At 50.1% G+C, this 22,140-nt stretch carries 20 protein-coding genes; 19 read left to right on the top strand and 1 reads right to left on the bottom strand.

Annotated features, from left to right (window positions below; translation table 11 throughout):
* Positions 1-38: 38 nt before the first annotated feature.
* Together BLU12_RS06575 and BLU12_RS06570 are read left to right on the top strand one after the other, a co-directional pair.
* Positions 39-980, top strand: a complete 942-nt coding sequence (locus BLU12_RS06575) for an MBL fold metallo-hydrolase (protein ID WP_091461501.1) — start codon at positions 39-41, stop codon at positions 978-980.
* Between the two features lie 15 nt (positions 981-995).
* On the top strand, positions 996-1,979 hold the full coding sequence (locus BLU12_RS06570; RefSeq protein ID WP_057940692.1) for an ornithine cyclodeaminase family protein: 984 nt from the start codon (positions 996-998) through the stop codon (positions 1,977-1,979).
* Positions 1,980-2,051: 72 nt separating this feature from the next.
* Here BLU12_RS06570 and ade read toward each other — a convergent pair whose 3' ends face one another.
* Positions 2,052-3,845, bottom strand: coding sequence for an adenine deaminase (gene ade, locus BLU12_RS06565; protein WP_091461499.1), 1,794 nt, complete (start codon positions 3,843-3,845; stop codon positions 2,052-2,054).
* An 80-nt stretch (positions 3,846-3,925) separates the two neighbouring features.
* Here ade and BLU12_RS06560 point away from each other — a divergent pair, with 80 nt between their 5' ends.
* The 17 genes from BLU12_RS06560 (at position 3,926) to BLU12_RS09960 (ending at position 22,022) form a co-directional block, all read left to right on the top strand.
* On the top strand, positions 3,926-4,936 hold the full coding sequence (locus BLU12_RS06560) for an alpha-hydroxy-acid oxidizing protein (protein WP_091461498.1): 1,011 nt from the start codon (positions 3,926-3,928) through the stop codon (positions 4,934-4,936).
* A 34-nt stretch (positions 4,937-4,970) separates the two neighbouring features.
* Positions 4,971-7,157, top strand: coding sequence for an FAD-dependent oxidoreductase (locus BLU12_RS06555; RefSeq protein WP_091461496.1), 2,187 nt, complete (start codon positions 4,971-4,973; stop codon positions 7,155-7,157).
* A gap of 32 nt (positions 7,158-7,189) precedes the next feature.
* Positions 7,190-7,813, top strand: coding sequence for a V-type ATP synthase subunit D (locus BLU12_RS06550; protein ID WP_040348811.1), 624 nt, complete (start codon positions 7,190-7,192; stop codon positions 7,811-7,813).
* 18 nt (positions 7,814-7,831) lie between these two features.
* On the top strand, positions 7,832-8,176 hold the full coding sequence (locus BLU12_RS06545; protein WP_009202213.1) for an ATP synthase subunit B family protein: 345 nt from the start codon (positions 7,832-7,834) through the stop codon (positions 8,174-8,176).
* Complete coding sequence (locus BLU12_RS06540) at positions 8,173-9,267, top strand: V-type ATPase subunit (RefSeq protein WP_009202214.1); 1,095 nt, start codon at positions 8,173-8,175, stop codon at positions 9,265-9,267. Before BLU12_RS06545 ends, BLU12_RS06540 begins: the two co-directional genes overlap by 4 nt.
* Entirely contained in the window at positions 9,258-11,222 is a 1,965-nt protein-coding gene (locus BLU12_RS06535) for a V-type ATP synthase subunit I (RefSeq protein WP_040348813.1), read from the top strand. Before BLU12_RS06540 ends, BLU12_RS06535 begins: the two co-directional genes overlap by 10 nt.
* Positions 11,223-11,246: 24 nt before the next feature.
* Positions 11,247-11,651, top strand: a complete 405-nt coding sequence (locus BLU12_RS06530) for an ATP synthase subunit C (protein ID WP_040348815.1) — start codon at positions 11,247-11,249, stop codon at positions 11,649-11,651.
* A gap of 1 nt (position 11,652) precedes the next feature.
* Positions 11,653-11,964, top strand: coding sequence for a V-type ATP synthase subunit F (locus tag BLU12_RS06525; protein WP_091461494.1), 312 nt, complete (start codon positions 11,653-11,655; stop codon positions 11,962-11,964).
* Entirely contained in the window at positions 11,961-12,578 is a 618-nt protein-coding gene (locus BLU12_RS06520) for an ATPase (protein ID WP_091461492.1), read from the top strand. Before BLU12_RS06525 ends, BLU12_RS06520 begins: the two co-directional genes overlap by 4 nt.
* 13 nt (positions 12,579-12,591) lie before the next feature.
* Complete coding sequence (locus BLU12_RS06515; protein WP_091461490.1) at positions 12,592-14,370, top strand: V-type ATP synthase subunit A; 1,779 nt, start codon at positions 12,592-12,594, stop codon at positions 14,368-14,370.
* Between the two features lie 5 nt (positions 14,371-14,375).
* Entirely contained in the window at positions 14,376-15,743 is a 1,368-nt protein-coding gene (locus tag BLU12_RS06510; RefSeq protein ID WP_009202220.1) for a V-type ATP synthase subunit B, read from the top strand.
* A gap of 112 nt (positions 15,744-15,855) precedes the next feature.
* Positions 15,856-16,953: a glycine cleavage system aminomethyltransferase GcvT gene (gene gcvT / locus BLU12_RS06505; protein ID WP_040348912.1), complete on the top strand. Its 1,098-nt coding sequence runs from the start codon at positions 15,856-15,858 to the stop codon at positions 16,951-16,953.
* Positions 16,954-16,988: 35 nt separating this feature from the next.
* Positions 16,989-17,384 (top strand): glycine cleavage system protein GcvH, encoded by a 396-nt coding sequence (gene gcvH, locus BLU12_RS06500; RefSeq protein WP_009202222.1) that lies wholly within the window; start codon positions 16,989-16,991, stop codon positions 17,382-17,384.
* On the top strand, positions 17,384-18,727 hold the full coding sequence (gene gcvPA, locus BLU12_RS06495; RefSeq protein ID WP_009202223.1) for an aminomethyl-transferring glycine dehydrogenase subunit GcvPA: 1,344 nt from the start codon (positions 17,384-17,386) through the stop codon (positions 18,725-18,727). The genes gcvH and gcvPA overlap by 1 nt, the downstream gene beginning before the upstream one ends.
* Positions 18,724-20,181, top strand: coding sequence for an aminomethyl-transferring glycine dehydrogenase subunit GcvPB (gcvPB, locus tag BLU12_RS06490; RefSeq protein WP_091461488.1), 1,458 nt, complete (start codon positions 18,724-18,726; stop codon positions 20,179-20,181). Before gcvPA ends, gcvPB begins: the two co-directional genes overlap by 4 nt.
* Positions 20,182-20,269: 88 nt before the next feature.
* Positions 20,270-21,667, top strand: coding sequence for a dihydrolipoyl dehydrogenase (gene lpdA / locus BLU12_RS06485; RefSeq protein ID WP_091461615.1), 1,398 nt, complete (start codon positions 20,270-20,272; stop codon positions 21,665-21,667).
* Positions 21,668-21,827: 160 nt separating this feature from the next.
* The gene (locus BLU12_RS09960) at positions 21,828-22,022 is read left to right on the top strand and encodes a hypothetical protein (protein ID WP_159428513.1); all 195 of its coding nucleotides are present in this window, start codon (positions 21,828-21,830) and stop codon (positions 22,020-22,022) included.
* Positions 22,023-22,140: the final 118 nt, after the last annotated feature.

Raw genomic sequence — 22,140 nt, 5'->3', positions numbered from 1 at the left:
AAATAGCCGACGAAAAGCTTGTGCATGGCAGGTTTACGTTGAACATTGGAGAAGGCGTAAATATCATCTTGATAGATCTGCCCATTGACAACCTCCAGGGATTTCATCATTTCTTAAGCAGCTGGCTCATCGTGGACAAAACTTTGGATAGGGTCTCGTTGGTCGACGTTGGTCCGGCTTCGACTGTGCCCGTTTTGGTGAAGAATATCGAGGAACTTGGCATATCGAAGCTGGATTTGATTTTACTGACGCACGTGCATCTCGATCACTCGGGAGGGCTGGGACAGCTGCTTGAAGCATTTAGCTCTTCCAAGGTTTTGGTGCATCCAAAGGGCAAGAGACATTTGGTAAACCCGGATCGACTTTGGGAGTCAAGCGTTGATGTGTTAGGCGACGTAGCTTTGGCCTACGGAAGGCCCATTCCCGTAAAAGAGTCTTGCTTTTTACCGGAAGATGTCAGATTGGATCGCATGACCAAGATTGAAACACCGGGTCATGCATCCCATCATTATTCCTTTCTTTACGATCTTGGGTCGAAGATCCTCTTTGCAGGAGAAGCGGCAGGAACGTATTACAAAAGGGGATTTGCCTACCCTGGAGTTAGCGATGGCACGTTTATATTGCGCCCGGCGACGCCGCCGAAGTTTTACCTTGACAGCGCTCTTTCAAGCATAAAGAAGTTAAAGGCTTTTGGCGCAGGCATTATGTGCTATGCTCACTTTGGTTATACTGATGAAGTAAATAAGTTCCTCGATTTGGAGGAAAGGCAGCTCCTGCATTGGAACGATCTGATTCTCGACTACCTATCAGACCATCAGGGATTGTCCGTCGACCCGAAGGATGTAGCGTATTATTTAATTGAACGGGATCCTCTTTTGAGCGATTTCTCGCATTTGCCCGAGGACATCAAGGTTCGCGAAATGGGCAACATCCTTTCTTCGGTCAATGGCTTTTTGGATTACCTGTCCAAAACAATATAAGGGGAGGAGATTGGCGTGAGATCTTTGCTGCTTTCCAGAAGCTCCCTTGAGGAGCTGAACATAAAGATGGCCGACATTATAGAAGCCGTGGAGCGCGGGTTTAGGCTAAAGGGGGAAGGCAAGGTGAGCGTGCCCGCGAAGATAGGCATACATCCTAGAAAGGATTGTTTTATCCATGCCATGCCCTGCTACATAGGAGGGGAGGTTGATGCTTCAGGCATCAAGTGGGTAGCAGGCTATCCGTCCAACCAAGAGAAGGGACTTCCCTATATAAGCGGCATCATGTGCTTGAACGAAAGCGATACGGGGCTGGTAAAGGCCATAATGGACGCGTCTTGGATCACGGCCTATCGCACAGGGGCCGCCTCTGCCGTGTGCGCCAAATACCTGGGCGACCCCGACTCGAAGATCATTGCAGTCATAGGCTTGGGAGTTCAGGGAAGGATGAATTTGATGGCCCTTATGGAAGTCTTTAAAGAAATACGTCAGGTCAGAGTTTACGACGTGATGCCTTCACAGACGAAGCGGTATATTAAAGATATGTCATCCCTCTATGAAGGATGCGAATTTGTGGCCTGCGATAATCCAAAGGAAACAGTAACCGGTGCAGATATCGTCGTTACCTGTACCCCGATTGTCGAAGACCCGAAAAGGTACGTTCGCGTCGAATGTCTCAAGGAAGACGTGCTGGCCATTGCCGTGGACTACGACTCGTCCTTTTGCGCTCCCGTAATGGCGGAGGCAGACGTGTTCGTGTGCGACGATTCCGGCCAATACCTTTGGACACAAAAGCAGGGAGTTTACTTCCAGGACGGCTATCCGACAAAAGATAAAATCTACGCGGACGTGGGCGAACTTTGTGCAGGTTTGAAAACTCCAGTAAGAAAAGGCCGTCGCAGTGCTGTCCTTATGGGCATCGCAAGTCACGACGTTATGGCAGCCCAATTGGCCTATGAAAAGGCTTTAGACAAAGGCATCGGCCAGTGGATTGAGATATAGTAAAATATTAAACTATAATTTACGCGCGGCGAGGGCTAAAATATAGGTTAAGCCTTCGCCGCGACTTATTGACTAGACGATCAGGTCTACGAACTTGAAGTTCAAGGTATCGACCAATCCCCTGTTGGTTATTCGAAGCTCCGGAATTACGGGAAGCGAAAGCAGAGCCATGGTCATGAAGGGTGATTCCATGGTACATCCTAGCTTCCGCCATGCCTCGTCCAAGGCCTTGACATGGGCGTCCACCTCTTCCACAGGTTTATCTGACATCAAGCCTGCTATGGGAAGCTCTACCAAGGCCAGCACCTTGCTGTCGCATACGGCGACCATGCCGCCGCCGCACTTGTGCAGGACGTTTCCCGCAAAGGCCATGTCGGCGTCGTTGGTGCCCATGATCAAAAGGTTATGGCTGTCGTGTGCCACGGTGGAAGCCACTGCCCCCCGCTTCAGGCCAAATCCCCCGACAAAGCCAATCCCCATGTTGCCGGGTCCGCCGTGACGCTCTACAACGGCGACCTTGGCCAGGTCTTGGGAAGGATCGGCTTCTATCCTTTGGTCGTGAACCTTAAGCTTCGCAGTTTTGTGAAAGGTATTTACCCTCGCCTCGACCACTTGAATTACCCTGATAGTTACTTCCTTTTCAGGCCCGCCGTATTTGATCTCGAAGTCGCTCGCGGAAAGCTCGCGTTTTATTCTCACGGAGTTTAAAGCCCAATCGGGATAGTTTAAAGCTTTTATTTCCGTCGTCAACTTGCCCTCCCGGGCAACGATCTTTCCGTCCGTCATGACTATCTCAGGGTTAAAATCGGCCAAATCCCTAAGGAAAAGAATATCGGCGCATCTTCCGGGAGCAATAGCTCCGATTTCGTGGCTTACCCTGAAGCACTCGGCGGTGTTTATAGTAGCCATCTGTATGGCGCTTATGGGGTTCATGCCCTCTTCGATGGCCCTTTTTACTACGTGGTTCATGTGGCCAAGCGTCAGTATGGTGTGAGGGTGAGTGTCGTCAGTGACGAGCAATGCCCTTCTGTCGTCTACGAAGGTCTCGGTCAAACTCTTGATAGTGGCCTTTATGTCCTGCCAGGCCGACCCCTCTCGCATCTTATTGTACATGCCCAGACGCATTCTGGCCAGGGCATCCTCTTTTCTTGTGCCTTCATGGCAAGATGCCACGCCTGAGGCCGCGTAAGCCTGTAAGCCTACCTCCGTTTCAGGTATGGAGTAATGTCCGGTTACGACCTTTCCTGACTCCATCGTTATTTTAAGCATCTCGTGCACATTTTCGTCACCTGCTAACACGCCGGGAAAGTTCATCATCTCGCCCAAGCCTATTACCTCGTCCCACTTCATGGCCTCGGCTATCTCCCTTGGCGTTATGACAGTTCCGGCATCCTCAAATCCCGGTGCCGATGGCACGCACGACGGCATGGTGGCAAATACTTTTAGAGGCAAATTTTTGCCCTCGTCCACCATTAGTTTGACGCCCCTTAGTCCCAAGACGTTTGCTATCTCGTGGGGATCCATGAAGATGGTGGTAGTGCCGCAAGGAAGCGCTGCCCTGGCAAACTGCGTCACCGTGACCATGCTGGATTCTACATGCATATGGCCGTCAAGAAGTCCTGGTGTCAAATAAAATCCCGAAGCGTCTATAATTTTCGTGTTTGGGCCGATCGTGTGATCCGCGTTCCCAACGAGGACGATGCGCCCTTTGTATATGGCTACGTCTGCAGGCAATATCTCCTTCGTAAAGACGTTTACCACAAGTCCTCCCTTTATCACGGTATCTGCCTTGAGTTTCCCTTGAGCTGCGAGCGTTAGGTCGCGTGTAATCTCGTGAAGGGCATGTCTTCCTAAAAACTTCGACATAAGCGGTCACTCCTTTTTGCGCCTTAGTTTAAATAGTATTAATATTATTATAAGCCAAATAAAAGCAAGGTGGTGCGAATATGAAGTGGGATGAGGTTTTGGGAAATGCCAGAGAGGCTTTGAGGGGAATTTGCCATCTGTGTCCGATTTGTGACATGAAGGCCTGTGCCGGAAAAGTGCCGGGCATAGGCGGCATAGGCACCGGAGGCAGCGCTAAAAATAATTATGAAGCGCTTCGCGAGATCAAGTTTAGGATGAAAGCCATTCACGAGGTGGATAAACCCGACATCGGCGTTGAGCTTTTCGGGCAAAAATTGGCGTTGCCCGTGATCGGCGCAGCTGTGGCAGGCGCCAGAGTAAATTTCTCCGGCAGGATAGAGGAAAAGGAGTTTGCCAAGGCCCAACTTGAAGGGGCATTGGATGCGGGTACCATCGCAATGATTGGAGACGGGCCGGGAGATCTCTACGAAAACACGATAGATGCATTGACTGAGGTTGGGAAAGGGATTGTCATTATAAAGCCAAGAAAACTTGACGAGATAATTAGACGAATAAGAATTGCCGAAGAGGCCGGAGCTTTGGCCGTTGGGATCGACGTGGATGCAGCCGGATTGGTCAACATGAGAAAGTCGGGGGAATATGTAGGACCCATAAGTTGCAAGGTTTTGGAGGAGATATGCAGCAAGACAGCTCTTCCCGTGATCGTTAAGGGCATAATGACGGAGGAAGAGGCGGTAGCTGCCTGCAATGCTGGTGCCGACGCCATCGTAGTTTCGAATCACGGCGGCAGGGTATTGGATGATCTTCCCGGTACTGTTTCTGTATTGCCTAAAATTGCCTCAAAAATAAAGGATAGGTGTGTGGTGTTGGCAGATGGTGGCGTCAGAAGTGGTTCCGACGTATTGAAATTTTTGGCTTTAGGTGCCCGTGCCGTGTTGGTAGGACGTCCCGTCGTGTGGGGCGCCTTTGGAGGTGGCAGGGATGGAGTAAGGCTTTTGTACGAAAAGTTGGCTGATGAACTGAGTGTGGCCATGATACTTACATCATGTCAGAGCGTTGCGGAAGCCTCGACTGATTTGTTGGCTCTATAGTGCGCGGATGAGATAGCTATACGGAGGGAAGATCATGAGAGAGAAAAAAGGGCGCTTTCCTTTTCTTTGGTTAGTTTTTATTTTGGTGGTTATGCTGTCCTTTTCAAGCTCGGCTGATGCTTTAGAGAAAAGGGATTACGATGTCATCGTGGTTGGTGCCGGAACAGGAGGGCTTGGGGCTGCAATTCAGGCGGCTCGTCTTGGCGTCAAGGTGGCGGTATTTGAGGAGACCACGGTCTTAGGGGGCCAAATGATCGCCTCCGCTGTCTCCACAATGGACGATATGTACGGCACTAGATGGGGCATTTACGGAGAATTTCTTGAAGGAATTTTTGAATACTACTCCTCTCGAGGCAAGTCCGTGGGGACATGCTACTGGACTCCCATAACAGTAGCCTTCGAGCCCCATGTTGGAGAGTACGTGTTGGCCAATATGATCAAAGGGGTAAGGGAAGGGAAGACGACCTGGGATAAGAAGCCCGGCGTTTTGGACCTTTATACAGGAGCCAAGGTGCGTAGCGTACTGAAGTCGGGCGACGGCAAAACAGTCACGGGCATAGTTGCAGAGGCGGGCGGAACCAAGCTTTTATGCTATAGCAAGGTCTTGATAGATGCCACAGAATATGGGGATTTACTCCCCCTTGCTGGAGCCGATTATAGAGTCGGGAAGAATTTAGTTGACAGCGAGTCGAGAAGTTTTGATGAAGACGCAAGAGTGCAGGACATTACTTGGGTAGCCGTAATAAAACACTATCCCGGCGGCGTGCCCGATGAGCTTAAAGTAAAGACCCCGCCGCCGGGATACGAAGATATGAGAAAGACCTTCATGTCCTATGTAGCTAGGGATGGCTCCACCTTCAAGCGATACCCCCTTAAATATCCCGTGGACGTTTTAACGCACAACGCCTATAGAGGGTTGCCAGACAGCCTGGCACGCGGAAACGCCGATGCCTCCAGCCCCTTGACCTGGCTTATGCTGACCAAGACAGAGGTTAATTGGGCTAACGACTACCCAGGCAAGGAGGGATATAAGGGGAAAACCGGCCTTCCCGTGACATACCTCGAGGATCCAGCTTTCAGGAAAGAAGTGGATGCCAGGGCGATGCTTGTAACCATTGGGTTTATCTATTACCTGCAAAACGAGCTCGGTTGCGATTGGTCTGTAGCATCTGACATCTTCGAGTTGGAAGCGACGTACGAGAACATTAAGGACTACCTCCCGTCCGAGTACGCTGAGATTGCAAAACACTTTCCTCCCCGCCCTTATGTACGGGAAAGCAGAAGAGTTGTGGGAATAAAGACGTTGACGTCCCGCGAAATTAGGGAAAATTCCGAGAGTTACATGAGAAACGAGGGCAGGGAATTGCGAAGCTCGCTTGCCGTAGGTCGTTACTTGCTTGATTTGCACGGGGCCGATGAAACGGAGCAGCTAGAGGCGGAATTCGGCGAAACCAGGGAGTCTATAGCCAAAAACAAGCCCTTGGGACCCTTCCAGGTTCCCTTCGAGATATTTATTCCGAAGGAGACGGACGGATTCCTGGTGGCGGAGAAGAACCTGTCCGTTACCCGTCTGGCTTCGGGGGCGCTGAGGCTTCAGCCGATAACCATGCTCACCGGGCAGGCGGTTGGTGCGATAGCGGCACTTGCAGTAAAAGAGGGCGTGCAGCCCAGAGATGTTAATGTCATGAAGGTACAGAAAACTTTATTGGAAGCAAAGGATAGGCTGGCCCTTTGTATTTACTCAGATGTTCCAGAAAGCCATCCCCACTGGGCAGCCGTTCAGATGGCGACTGTTAGGGGTTGGATGAAGCCGAAGAGCTTACCAACGCTCGCAGCCTCGAGGATCGATAACTACAATGACATTTTACAAGCCTCCCGAAAAGGCCGCACCAAGGGAATTTTTGGAGTGGACGAGCCTTTGAGCTGGGAAGTTGCAAAGGAATTTCTTAGTGCTATACTTGATGACCTGGGAGGTCAAGGAAAAGTTGATTTACATAACGGTATGAGCGAAGAGCCCATCCCAAGGGGAGAATTTATTTTCGCTTTATGTCGAGCGCTTTACCCCTCCGAGGAGCCTAAGCCCATTACCACGAAAGAAGATAAGATCTCGTGGGCCCATAAAAAGCTATCTCCGATTCTGTCCGTTGATAAAAGGGATTTAGAAGAAGGCCTTACCAGAGGAGAGGCCCTAAATATTGTCATGGAGGTCTTGACGAATTAGCAAAGGCAAGCCTTTAAAGGAGCTGGTGGATAGTGGCTTCTAAAGTTACGCCGACTCGAGGCGCATTGATGCGAATGATCCGCACGGCGTCCCTGGCGCAAAAAGGACACGACCTGCTCGAGAGAAAACGGCAAATTCTCATGATGGAGTTGGTCAAACATATAGATGATGCTAAGGATTTGCAAAGGGAGATGGCATCCGTCTTTGCCGATGCCTATAAGGCCTTGGAAAGGGCGAATATATCTATGGGTATAGACGTCGTAGAGGATATCGCCATGGCAGTTCCTGAGGAAGAGGATTTCATCATAAGGCTTAAATCCATCATGGGAGTCGAGATTCCGGAGATCGATCCCGTAGATGCCTCTCTAAAACCAAGCTATTCCTTTTACGGCACTTCGGGCTCTCTGGATATAGCCTACAGCGCCTTCAGGAGAGTGCTCGAGCTTATATCCCGATTGGCTGCTGTGGAGACGAGCGTATACAGGTTGGCCGTGCAAATTAAAAAGACGCATAAAAGAGTAAATGCACTGGAAAAGGTGGCCATTCCCTTCTACAAATCCTCCATAGCGTATATCGAAAACGTGTTGGAAGAGGGCGAAAGGGAAGACATCGTACGGATGAAAAAGGCGAAGGAAAATTTAGAAAAGAAGAAGTGAAGGAAAGGAGCATGAAAGATGGCTTCTATACAGGAAGCTTTGGCGATGCTTTTGGGCGCCGACAGCGAAGCAAAAAATATCACAGAAGAAGCAAAGAGAAAGGCAGAAGAAATAGAAGAAGAAGCTAAGCGCAAAGCAGCTTCCGAGAGGGAGGCCAGATTAAAGGCAGCCAGAGAACAGGCAAAGGCCATAGTAGATTCTGCAAGGGCCTCCGCCCAGACCGAAGCTCAACAGATCGAAGCGTTGGGTCGGCAGGAGTTAGAGAGAATGGAAAAGAGGTTTAACGAAAACGCTCCAGCCGTAATAAAAGGACTCGTAGCCGAATTGGTTAACGCCTATTTGCAGAAGGCGAGAGGTCAATGAGCTACTCTCCCGTATCCGCAGGCGAATGTGTAGCTACGGGAGCAAAGGCCCACGTCCTATTTGGAAAGATGCTAGACGATAACGACTTTTGGGCCTTGCTCGAGTGCGATTCGCCTCAGGAAATAGCGGGTTATCTGAGGAGGAAGGAGGGTTATGCCCCCTACCTGGAGACGATCGTGTTGGCTAATGTCCACAGGGCTGAGCTGGAACACGCTCTGCTGGCCGTTCCACTGTACGTCTCCGCCTCCTTTTTGCCCTATTTGAACGGCGCAAGGATGGCTTTTTTGAAGGCCTGGGTTGAGAGGTTTCAGGCGGGATTGCTGAAGCAGGTCATGCGATGGCTCTTTGCCGGTAGAGGCGAAAGGGAATCTCTCAGGTCGGGCCTTAAAGGACTGCCTTTTGTAACTCTGCCCTTCGACGCATTGCTTTCCTGCAAAGACTTCGAGGAGTTCATAAAGACGTTAAAGGCCACGAAGTATTATCCAGTCCTGAGGGAACCCGTGGATTGGTTGCTCAAAGGCAGGGGGAACTTGTACTCCTGCGAATCTGCCGTAGATGCTCATGTGATCTCTAATATATATCGTGCAGCCCTGAATTTGCCCATCCTAGAACGCACTGAAGTATTGAATTTATTGGGAAATTTGATCGATATCCTCAACATCTACTTTTGTTACAGAGCTAAGCGCTTTTACGTCATGAATCGCGAGGAGATCGTAAACCGCCTGCTCCCTGTGCGCTTTAAGATAAAGGGGCCGACGATAAACAGGTTAGCTTCTTCTGAGGACATGGAGTCCTTTTGGTCCGTCTTATCTACCACTCATTACTTGCGTGCATTCGGTACGGAGCCGCCCAACGACGAGCTTGCCTTGGAAAGGGATATGAAGAGGTTCTTACGCGAAAGGGCTTTATCCACCTTTCGCAGTGGATCTCCTTCTTTTCATACCGTGATTGCCTATTTGATGCTGTTGGAGCTTGAGGTCGGTGATATTATTACCATCATCGAGGACGTGAGGTACGATTATAACAGGCGAATTGCCGCAGCCTTTTTGGCACGCCCTCTGATACCGGGAGGTGCTTTATCTTGGCGATAATAAGGATGTTGGCCGTTACACTGATAGGGCCAAAGGATGAAATGGAATATGTTGCTAACCAAATGATACTGCTTGGAGGTTTTCAACCTCTGTCGCTCGATCTCATATTGGGTGATCGATCTCTGCGGTCGAAAGTAAAGACTTCCACCGACAATCCGTATGACGAACTGTTATCCGAGATGGCCTACGTCTGGCAGGCAGCTGGCGAAAGCCTTCCTGAAGCGCATCCCGTACCCGTAACGAAAGAACAAACCTACGAGAGAATGAGGGCAGAGGTTCGCAAAATAACGGAAAAGTTACGACTTTGGGCGGAGCGCAAGTCATCTCTTCAGGAGGAAGTGGATGAATTAAAAGCCATATTAGTCTGTGCCGAAGCATTGATTAAAAACAAGATGGATCCGAAAGAGCTTCTTGATACGCAGAACTTGTTGATGTTCTTCGGCAAATTATCCGACGAAAACTTCAAGCGCTTAGAAGAAAGCAGCCAGAGCGTGCCAATGCTGGTCATGAAGCTGTACAGCTGGCACCACGAAACGTGGATGTTGGCCTTCGCCATTCCTGAATATAAAGAAGGTGCAGAAAAGCTTTTAGATTCCGTCTATTTCAAGGGTTATTCCATAGATGATGTATTAAAAACAATTTCGGATAATCCTGCGGAAGCGTTACAAAAAAGGATAGACAATAAAATTAGAGCCATAGAAGGCCTGTCCAAGGCAGCAAAGGATTATTTGGACAAGCGCAGGAAAGAGCTGGAAAAGCTTTACTCCTCCGTTTATACCATGCAGCGTATATATGACCTGTGTAAGGGAAGGGGTGAGATAGGCGATATTTACGTGCTCTCGGGATGGATACCCGAGGACATGTTAGCACAGCTTAAAAGCTTGATCGAGCATCAGGCGCCGAGGACAACGGTAATGATCGAGGAGGAAAAGAACCTTCCCTATAGCGAGATCAGGGTCCCTACGTATCTGCGAAACCTGCCGCTTGTTAGGGCTTTCCAGCACGTCGTGGCCATGTACAGCTTGCCTTCTTACGGAGAAATTGACCCGTCCTTTTTTGTCGCCGTCACCTTTTGTCTTTTCTTCGGTTTCATGTTCGGGGATGTAGGACATGGCTTAGTCTTGGGATTGCTTGCCCATCTGCTGCAAAAGAAACGCAAGATGAGCAAGTCCCTCGGCACGGTGGTTAAGGCAGCTGCATGCAGTTCGGTCCTTTTTGGCTTTCTTTACGGCAGCATCTTTGGTTTCGAGGACATAATACCAGCTATTTGGATGTCTCCAATGAAGGATATGGGCAAGATGCTGTCCCTTTCGCTCGTCATAGGCGTTTCCATAGTAACGATTGGCATGATACTAAACATGATACTTTGTTATAGGCAGCGGGATTTCGGAAGAATGTTGTTCGACGGAAGAGGGATGGCCGGTTTGATATTTTATCTTACCGCAGCATGGGCAATATATGCGGTGATGAGCCATAAACCCCTGCCTATACCGGGTTGGGTGGTGGCAACTCTCCTTTGTGTCCTGTTGACATGTATTATATTGAGAGACCTTTTGGCCAGGATATTGTTGAAGGAGAGGATTTCCTCTTCAGCAAATGAGAGTGGAGGATTATACCTTTTTGAAGTATTCCACAATCTGTTGAGTTTCTTGAGTAATACAATTTCCTTTTTACGTCTGGCCGCCTTTGCTTTGAACCATGTGGGGTTATCGCTGGCCGTGTTCATGCTGTCCGATATGGTTACTTCATTGCCGGGAGGACTCTTTGCCAAGATAGCCATATTGGTTATAGGCAACGTCGTGATAATTGGCCTGGAAGGACTTATCGTGTTCATTCAGACGTTGAGGTTGGAATACTACGAGTTCTTCAGCAAGTTCTATAAGGGTGGCGGCGTTTCTTTCAAGCCCGTCAGATGGGAAAAGACCGGCGAGTCTGTCAGCCGTAGTCAAATGTAATCTTTCAAGAAGGGGATGAACGTTATGGGAGTTAAGTTGGTCGTTATGGCGGTTGTCCTTTTGGTCTGCACAGGAGCGATCATGGGCAAAAGAAAGGCAAGGAATAGCAAAGGGCTTTTGAGGGCTTTCGTATTTTTGACGGCATTGGCCATGGGCATTGGCTTTTGTTTGACCATATTTCCGACGGTAAGCTACGCTCAGGGTGATGCAGCGAGCGTTTCAGGCTGGGGGTATCTTGGAGCTGCTCTGTCGGCCGGCCTTGGATGTCTGGGGGCAGGCATTGCAGTGGCCATTGTGGGATCATCGGCTCTGGGGGTTGTGGGCGAAAAGCCGGAGATGCTAGGTTCGACCTTGATCTTCTTGGGGCTGGCCGAAGGGATCGCCATTTACGGTCTTATCATAGCCCTCTTGATACTGGGAAGGATGTGAAATGAGGGCACATTTGATCAGCGATAATCACGATTCCATCGTCGGGATGCGTCTTGCAGGGGTCTCCGGAGTGGAAGCACACGGATCTGAAGAGACTGCGAAGGCCGTAAATGAAGCGCTGCAGATGGAGGACGTAGGAATACTTCTCATCACCGAAAAGGCGGCTGCAACAATCCCAGATCTTATCAAGGAAATCAGGGAAAAGACAAAGCTTCCCCTGGTGGTTGAGATCCCCGATAGGCACGGAACGACGAGAGAGGCCGATTTTCTGACCAAGTACCTCCATGAAGCGATCGGGGTGAAGATAGAGTGACTGACGTAGATACGCAGAAATTGGGTGCTTTGAGAGATCTCATCTTGGATAAGGCAGAAGCCGAGGTTATGAGGATAACGCAAAAGGCTCAACGGGAAGCCGATGAATGGCTTTCTCAAGAATTGGTCAAGATCGATCAGGAGGCCGATCTGATAATAAACGATGCTCGTCGTAGGGCCGAAGAGATAAGACGCCGGGAGTTGCTGGCCGCCGAAAGGGAGGTATCCAGGGAAAAGCTGCGCCTTCAGAATAGATTGATCACCCAGGCCAAGGCCGTGTTTTTGGACGAACTCGTTGCCTTGAGGTCCAGAGAAGATCATTGGATGATACTCCTTGGCCTCCTTTTGGAAGCTCAAGAGGCCCTTGTCGATCTTAAGAAGGGGTCTTTGAGGCTTGCGGCGATAGATTCTCCACTCGGAGAAAGGATCGTATCCAGAAGCAAGGAGCTTCGTCCTCAAATCGATATGAGGTTTGACTCCACTCCAGCCCCTATACTTGGGGGGCTGTGGTTGATCGACGACATGGGCAACCGGCAGGTCAACTCCGATTGGCAGACCAAGGTCGTCGAGATGAGCGATACGTTGACGGAAAGGCTGATGGCGATTTGGCAATAGGGGAGGAACGAAATTGGAAAAACAGGGCATAATTATCATGACAAACGGTCCTGTGGTCAAAGCCAGGGGCATACGTGAGTTTGCTATGCACGAGATGGTTTATGTGGGCGAAATGCGACTGATGGGCGAAATCATACGCATCGATGAAGACGAGGCCACAATACAGGTTTACGAAGATACTCAAGGACTCAAAGCGGGTGAGCCGGTATTTGGCAGGGGAGAACCGCTTTCCATCGCCCTTGGGCCCGGATTGCTAGGCAACATATTTGACGGAGTGGGAAGACCTTTGGGGGCGCTTTACGAGAAGGGCGGCATTTTCATCCCCAGAGGCATAAAAGTTCCTGAGATAGATACCGAAAAGACGTGGGAGTTAGAACCCGAGGTAAAAGTTGGAGATATCGCAACTTCGGGGACCGTCATAGCAACTATAAAAGAAACCCCTCTGGTTTCCCATAAGGTAATGGTCCCTCCGGGCCTAGAAGGCGAATTTACCTTCGTGCTGCCAAAGGGAACCTTTAAAGCAGACGTAACTGTGGCTAAAGTAAGGGATAGCCGTGGCCAGGAGATAGAGATTCCTATGGTACAGCGTTGGCCCGTTAGGGTGCCTAGGCCATGCAGGCAGCACCTGACGCCCAAAGAGCCCCTCATAACAGGGCAGCGCGTCATAGACGGATTTTTCCCGATCGCTAAGGGTGGCGCCGCGGCCATCCCCGGTGGATTTGGCACGGGAAAGACAGTAACTCAACATCAGTTGGCAAAATGGAGCGAGGCCACAGTTGTGGTGTACATAGGTTGCGGGGAGCGAGGCAACGAGATGACCGATGTCCTGGAGGAGTTTCCTGAATTGGAAGACCCCCGCTCGGGCAGGCCATTGATGGAGCGGACCATATTGGTGGCAAATACGTCAAACATGCCTGTGGCCGCAAGGGAAGCTTCCATCTACACCGGCATTACCATGGCCGAATATTACAGGGATATGGGATACGATGTGGCCGTGATGGCCGACTCGACATCGAGATGGGCGGAAGCTTTGAGGGAGATCTCCGGAAGGATGGAAGAGATACCGGCTGAAGAGGGGTTTCCCGCTTATCTGCCAAGCCGACTTGCTGAATTCTATGAGCGGGCAGGTAGGGTGGTAACGCTTAACGGCGACATGGGAAGCGTTACAATAATCGGTGCCGTATCGCCTCCTGGCGGAGACTTCACTGAGCCCGTAACAAGGCATACCAAGAGGTTCGTGAGATGTTTCTGGGCGCTGGACAAAAGCTTGGCCAATGCCAGGCACTTTCCTGCGATCAACTGGGTGGATTCCTACAGCGAATATGTTGGCGAGGTCGAAGACTGGTTTTCCTTGAATGTGGATACCGGTTGGAGCGAGCTCAGAAAAAAGGCCAAGGACCTATTAGCAGAAGACGAAAGGATCCAGCAGATAGTGCGTCTTGTTGGCGAGGATGTATTGCCCGACAGCGAGAGATTGGTTGCCTTTACTTCTTATTTGATTAAAAACGGCTACTTGCAGCAGGGCGCCTTTGGTCCGGATTCCTTTTCGCCTCCTTCGAAGGGTTTTGCCATTCTTTCTTTGATAATGCACTTTTACGACAGGGCTTCCGCCTTGATCAGGCAGGGGGTGCCCTTTTCCCTTCTGAGAGGAGGAGATACTGTGGCAAACCTCGTGCATCTCAAAGAGTTATCGTCAGAGGAGTTGGAAGCTCAACTGCCTAAAATACGGGAGGAACTTGATGCTTTCATGGAAAAGACCGGCAGCGAACGTTTGGCTGCAAGGGGAAGGTGATATCGATGCCCTTGATAGATCACATGGGCGTAGACCAGATATATGGGCCCTTTGTCCTGCTTAAAGGAACACCAGACGTGGGCTTTGGAGAGCTTGCTCAAATTAGGATGAAAAACGGCGATCACAGGTTGGGACAGGTTGTTTTGAACGGCGAAGATGCCACGTTGGTGCAGGTTTTCAGCGGCACTTCGGACCTGGTTCCAGAAACGACTGCCGTAAGGTTTTTAGGGAGGCCTCTCGAGATGAAACTATCTCCTGCGCTTATCGGCAGAGTGTTTTCCGGTTTGGGCGAACCGAGGGACGATTGCGGGCCCGTTTATTCTGCCTATAGCAGGGATGTTAACGGATCTCCTTTAAATCCCATGGCAAGGGTATATCCCAGAAACTTCATTCAAACGGGGATATCGGCCATAGATGTATTGGCCACACTCATCAGAGGGCAGAAACTTCCCATATTTTCGGGAAACGGGCTACCTCACAACAAGCTTGCCGTGCAGATTGCCAACCAGTCCCAGTTGGTAGGGGAGGAAAACTTTGCCGTCGTTTTTGCAGGGATAGGCGTGAAACGAGATGATGCAGCTTACTTTATGGAGGAACTTTTCGAGAAGGGGCGCACCAAAAACATGGTTGTCTTCTTAAACCTTGCCGATGATCCCGTCATCGAGCGAATAGCCACGCCGCGCTTTGCCCTGACCGTGGGAGAGTATCTGGCCTTCGAGCTCAATATGCACGTATTGGTCATCATGACCGACATTACGAACTACTGTGAGGCCTTAAGGGAGGTAGGTGTCGCCAAAGGCGAGGTGCCAAGCCGTAAGGGCTATCCGGGCTATATGTACAGCGACCTTGCTTCCCTCTATGAAAGAGCCGGGGTCTTGAAGGGGATCCAGGGAAGCCTGACACAAATCCCGATCCTCACGATGCCCAACGACGATATTACCCACCCCATCCCAGACCTCACGGGATTCATAACGGAAGGTCAAATCGTGTTATCGAGGGAGCTGGATTCCAGGGGAATCTATCCTCCCATAGATGTATTGGCCAGCCTTTCGCGGCTCATGAAGGACGGCATAGGCAAGGGCTACACCAGAGAAGACCATCCTGACCTTGCAAGCCAACTGTACGCTTCTTACAGCAGGGTCCAAGACGTCAGGGCTCTGGCGAGCGTCATCGGGGAAGACGAGCTTAGCCAAATAGACATCTCCTACATGGATTTTGGGAGGTCCTTCGAGAACTCCTTTATAAAACAAAGCTACGATGAGGATAGAGATATTAGCGAATCCCTAGATATTGGCTGGAAGCTGCTGAAGATGTTGCCCCGCAATGAACTCACCAGAATATCTAAAGAGGAAGCCGATGCCAGGCTAAAATAGTTAATTGAGATATTACCTGTCAATTGCCACTATGCTATGATATATGGTACATCTTCGATGTAATCGAATAAGAAGCAGATGGATGAAATACGAAAAAAGGGAGGAGAGAGAAATGAGAAAGACGCCTCTTTACGAGAAACACGTCGCGTTGGGCGGTCGTGTGGTAGATTTCTTTGGATGGGCCCTTCCCGTGCAATACAGCGGCATAGTCGAAGAGCATTTGGCTACCAGAAAGGCAGCAGGCCTGTTCGATGTCTCTCACATGGGGGAAATAACTGTCGAGGGTAAGGACGCTTTGAAGTTCATCAATTACCTCGTAACCAACGACGTAACTAAGTTGGTCCCGGGTAAGGTGATGTATTCTCCTATGTGCTACGAACATGGCGGAGTTGTAGACGATTTGTTGATATATATGTACGATGAAAATCGCTTCCTCTTGGTCGTAAACGCTGCCAATAAAGATAAGGATTACCAATGGATTGTTGATAAATCGAAAAAGTTCGACGTCAAGGCGGAAGACGTATCGGATTCATACGCTCAGATAGCTATCCAAGGCCCTAAAGCAGAGGGCATACTTCAAAAGCTTACCGATGTCGCTTTGGATGAAATGAAATTCTATACTTTTAAGGACCGTGTATCGGTGGGAGGTGTGGACCTTTTGCTTTCGCGGACTGGATACACCGGCGAGGACGGCTTCGAACTTTATCTGCTGCCTGGCGATGCAGGTCATATTTGGGACGAATTGCTCAAAGCCGGAAAGGAAGAAGGCCTGGTCCCGGCGGGACTTGGGGCAAGAGATACCTTGCGTTTTGAGGCATGCCTGCCCTTGTACGGACAGGAGCTGTCGGAGGATATAACTCCCCTTGAGGCCGGTCTGGGCTTCTTCGTTAAGCTGTCCAAGGAAGATTTTATTGGGAGAGCGAGCCTCCTGGAACAAAAGGAGAAGGGTTTAAAGCGCAAGATAGCTGGCCTTGAGATGGTCGAGAAGGGCGTACCGAGGCATGGTTACGAGGTGAAGTCACAGGGCAAAAGTGTTGGTGTGATAACATCAGGTTCGTATGCCCCGTCGCTTGAAAAGTATCTTGCTCTGGCATTGTTGGATATCGATTATGTAGAAATCGGTCGAGAAGTGCATGTCGATATAAGGGGAAAGGACAGGCTTGCCAAGGTGGTAGAGACGCCTTTCTACAAAAGGCGTTACAAAAAGTAAAAGAAGCAAAAAAGAAGCAGGAGGTGCATCGAGTCATGAACATACCGGAAAATTTAAAGTATACGAAAACGCACGAATGGGTGAGAGTGGAGGGCAATAAAGCTTACGTCGGAATTACTGATTTCGCCCAGGGGCACCTAGGCGATATCGTTTACGTCGAGCTTCCTGAAGTGGGTTCACTGGTCGAGGCGGGAGAGGCGCTTTGTTCTATAGAATCGGTCAAAGCTGCCTCCGATGTATATTCTCCCGTCTCGGGAGAAATAGCCGAAGTAAACGATGCTCTCGAAGATGAGCCGGGGTTACTCAACGAGGATCCCTATGAGAACTGGATCGCCACGATCGAAATGAATAATCCTGAGGAGGTGGAGGCTCTCTTAGACGCCGCAAGCTACGCCAAGCATTGCGAAGAAGAGGAGGAGGCGATGGGATAATGTGGAATTACATCCCCCATACGCGTGAAGATAAGGAGAGGATGCTCGAGGCCCTTGGAATCAAATCTGTGGACGAACTCTTTGAGGATATTCCCAAAGAGGTGCGAATGGAGAGAAATTACGATATACCGGGGCCCCTAGCAGAGGACTGTTTGGTCAGACATACGCAGGAATTGGCCGGCAGGAACTTGCATTTGGGCAACTGCACTTGCTTTTTGGGAGCGGGCGTTTACGATCATTTCGTTCCTTCCGTAGTCGACGCGATTATATCGAGGGGAGAATTCTACACTGCCTATACTCCCTATCAACCGGAAATAAGTCAGGGGACGTTGCAGGCGATATTTGAATATCAATCCATGATATGTGAGCTTACAGGTATGTACGTGACCAATGCTTCCATGTACGATGGCGCCTCTTCCTTCGCCGAATCTGCCTTCATGGCCTGCTCTGCGACCAAAAGGGAAAAGGTACTTTGTTCTAAAGCGGTAAACCCCGAATACAGATCGGTCTTAAGGACATACACCCATTTTAGGGGAGTTGAGGTAGAGGAATTCGGATACAAGGACGGACAGGTTGATCTAGAGGACGTTAAGGGTAAATTGAACGACAAAGTTGCGGCAATCATGATTCAAAGTCCAAACTTCTTCGGCGTTATCGAAGACTTGGCGTCCATAGCGGAACTGGCTCACTCTAAGGGTGCCATGCTTATCGTAAGTGCTGACCCCATATCTCTAGCACTATTGGAAGCCCCGGGAAAACTGGGAGCCGATATCGTTACTGGTGAGGGACAGGCCCTCGGCAATCCGGCATCCTTCGGTGGCCCCCATTTTGGCTTTTTGGCGGCGACGGAGAAACTTTTGAGGAAAATGCCGGGACGCATAGTCGGACAGACCGTAGATACCGAAGGTCGTCGTGGTTTCGTCTTGACACTGCAGGCTAGAGAGCAGCACATACGTCGCGAAAAGGCAACCTCCAATATATGCACCAACCAGAGCTTATGCGCCCTGATGGGTGCGGTCTATATGAGCACTATGGGAAAGGAAGGACTTAAGGAAGTAGCTAAACTTTGTTACAACAAGGCGCACTACGCAATGGATGAGCTCGTAAAGAGGGGTTTTAAGCGCGCCTTCAACGCTTTCTTCTTCAAAGAGTTCGTCCTCATCGCTCCCAAGCCGGTAAAGGAGATCAACGAGAAGCTCCTAAAGGAAGGTTTTATCGGGGGCTACGATCTTTCCGGGCAGTACCCGGAGATCAAAAACGGCTGGCTGATCGCCGTGACAGAACGCAGGACAAAAGAAGAGATCGACAGGTTTGTCGGGATCGCAGGGGGTGAAGTGCGATGAAAAAGCCCGTTGAGCTCATATTTGAGTTGAGTAAATCGGGAAGGAAGGCTTACTCTCTTCCTGCTTGTGATGTGCCTGAAGCCGGCGAAAAAATCCCGGAAAAATTCGCGAGAAAGATCGATGCCAGGCTGCCCGAGGTATTTGAGGTCGACGTAGTTCGACATTTTACCAGGTTATCTCAACTCAACTACGCCGTCGACTTAGGCTTTTACCCCTTAGGGTCATGTACGATGAAGTACAACCCGAAGATAAACGAGGCCGTCTCGCGCCTGCCGGGTTTTTTGCGGCTTCACCCCTATCAGCCGGAGGAGACGGTACAGGGCGCGCTGAAACTCATGTACGACCTGGAGAAGATGTTGTGCGAGATAACCGGCATGGATAGGGCCACGTTACAGCCTGCTGCAGGTGCTCATGGCGAGATGACGGGTTTGATGATCATAAAGGCCGCCCTGGAAGAGAGGGGAGAGGGCAAGAGGAAGAAGATCATAATACCCGATTCGGCTCACGGCACGAACCCTGCGTCGGCCAGCATGGTGGGATTCGAAGCGCTGGAAGTGAAATCCGACGAGCGCGGAAACGTGGATGTCGAAGATCTAAAGAAACTGATGAGCGACGAAGTGGCCGGCATCATGCTGACGAACCCCAATACGCTCGGATTGTTCGAGGAAAGGATAACCGAAATTGCCAGGATAATACACGACGCAGGCGGTCTTTTGTATTACGACGGGGCCAACCTCAACGCAAATCTAGGGAAGGCGCGACCGGGCGACATGGGCTTTGACGTAGTACATTTGAACCTTCACAAGACCTTCAGCACTCCCCACGGCGGAGGCGGGCCGGGATCGGGACCGATAGCTGTTACAAAGGAACTTGTACCCTTCTTGCCTGTTCCCACTGTGGAAAAGGAGGGCGAAAGATACTATCTCGATTACGATAGGCCCCTTTCCATCGGAAAGGTAAGGTCCTTCTACGGTAACTTCAACGTAATGGTTAAAGCTTACGCTTACATTTTGACCATGGGACCTGAGGGCTTGAGGGAAGTTGCCGAATGCTCCGTCTTGAACGCGAATTATCTCTTGAAAAAACTTAGAGATTATTTTGAACTTCCCTTCGATCGTTGGTGCAAGCACGAATTCGTCATCTCCGGCAACAAGCAGAAGAAAGCTACGGGCGTCACTACTCTTGATATGGTAAAGAGGCTAATAGATTACGGTTTCCATCCCCCGACCGTGTACTTCCCGCTGATCGTACCGGAGGCCATGATGGTAGAGCCCACGGAGACGGAAAGCGTCGAGACGCTGGACGCCTTTGCTGAGACGATGATTTCTATAGCAAAAGAAGCGGAAGAAAACCCAGACCTTGTAAAGGAATCACCGAAGAACACTCCTGTTACTCGCTTGGACGAAGTGACGGCAGCCAAAAGACCCGTGGTGAAATGGGACTTCGAAGCGTAAACTCGTAAATCCGGACGAAGGGCGTCTCTTGCCATAAAATAATGGCGCAAGAGGCGCCTTTAAATATTTGAGAAAGGGGATAAAGCTGATGAAAAGCGACCTAGTCGTAATTGGCGGAGGGCCCGGGGGTTACGTGGCCGCCATAAGAGCCGCACAGCTTGGAGCCACGGTTACCGTCGTCGAAAGGGATAGAATTGGAGGAACCTGTCTTAACTATGGTTGCATTCCAACGAAGGCTTTGTGTCAAAGTGCCGAAAGCGTCCTGTTGGCCCAAAGAATGGAAGAGACCGGAATTGTCGTCGGCGAAGCGAAGGTGGACATGGCCAAAGTGCATGCCTGGAAGAGGAGATCCGTCGACAAACTTACGGGAGGAGTGGCTCAATTATTAAAGGGATACAAGGTTAACGTCATCGAGGGAGAGGCTAAATTATCGGGCAAGAACACGATATCTATAACGAAGTCCGACGGCAGCAGGGAGGAGATTGAGGCTAAATTCATCCTTATCGCTACCGGTTCCAAACAGGCCGTACCTGATATTCCAGGGATGGGTTTGAGGGGAGTAGTGACCAGCAGGGAGTTGCTCGAGTACGAGGATCTGCCCGATAACCTCTTTATATATGGCGGCGGATATATAGCCATGGAATTTGCCAGCATATACAATGCTCTGGGATCCAATGTTACGGTAATGGTTAGAAGCAGAGTTCTCAGGTTAATGGACGGCGAAATATCCAAGCGAATAAAGCTGCTTTTAAAGAAGAGGGGCATAACCTTTTATGAGGGCATGCTCGTAGACAGAATAGAGCAGGGAAAAGAGGGCCTAACCGTTTACGCTTCAAGTGACAGGGAAGAGGCTACGCTAAATGCAGACCTGGTCTTGGTAGCGACGGGCAACGTCCCCAACGTTGAAGGCCTTGGTTGCGAGGAAGTGGGAATTGAAACGGGGAAGAAGGGCATAATCGTGGACGAATTCTATCGGACCTCCGTTGAAGGAATTTACGCCATCGGCGATGTAATAGGTCCGCCCTATCTTGCCCATGTCGCTTCAGAGGAGGGTAAAGTGGCTGTCGAGGCCATGTTCGGACGTAAAGCCGACAGGATAAATTATGATGCCATTCCTGCAGCGGTCTTTACCATTCCCGAAGTCGCTTCTGTGGGGAAGACCGAAGAGGAATTGAAAAAAGATAACATCGATTACTCCGTCGGCAAGTTCCTCTTTGCCGGCAACGGCAAGGCCATTGCCATGGGCGAAGAAGATGGATTGGTAAAGGTATTGGCCTACGGCGACGGCAAATTGGCGGGCGTTCATATCATCGGACCCCACGCCAGCGACCTCATACACGAAGCGGCCTTAGCCATGCATGCTGGCATACCCGCAGAGGAGTTGATCTCCTGCATTCATGCCCACCCAACACTGGCGGAAGCTTTCCACGAGGCGGTGATGGGAGTCAAAGGAGAGGCCATTCATCAGCTGCCCAGAAAAAGGTAAAATAAGGTAAAATTTAGTTTCATCCCTCCCTTTTTCTAGAAAAAGGGAGGGATGAAACTCGAGTTGGATGCTATCCCAATTCCATGGGGAAAATGTTATTGTAGGAATCTGCAAAGATTGCAGAGATTTTATCTCCTTCTCCCCTTTGCAGGGATACGAAATGAGTGCAATTGGTTTTTATGAAATATTGATGTGCCCCTTCCGTTGCACAGGCCTCTATTTTCTCCTTACAGAGAGGGCAGGAGAAGTTGTAGCATGTCTGTCCGACGGATTCAAGGCTTACTGCGACCTCTTCTCCCAGATCGTTGTAATAGATGACGAGAGATTTTTCAGGGAAAAAGCTGCTGAAGTGTGAACAATGAACTTGTGTGTCTTCTTTTGTGGACGATATAGTTTCGGCACCGCAAACCGGGCATTTGATCTTCCAGTAGTGTTCCATCTCTCACACCCCTTTTGCCTCAGGCTCTGACGCA

Source organism: Acetomicrobium thermoterrenum DSM 13490 (assembly GCF_900107215.1).
GTDB lineage: Bacteria > Synergistota > Synergistia > Synergistales > Acetomicrobiaceae > Acetomicrobium > Acetomicrobium thermoterrenum.
This window is presented reverse-complemented; position numbering and strand designations above follow the sequence as displayed.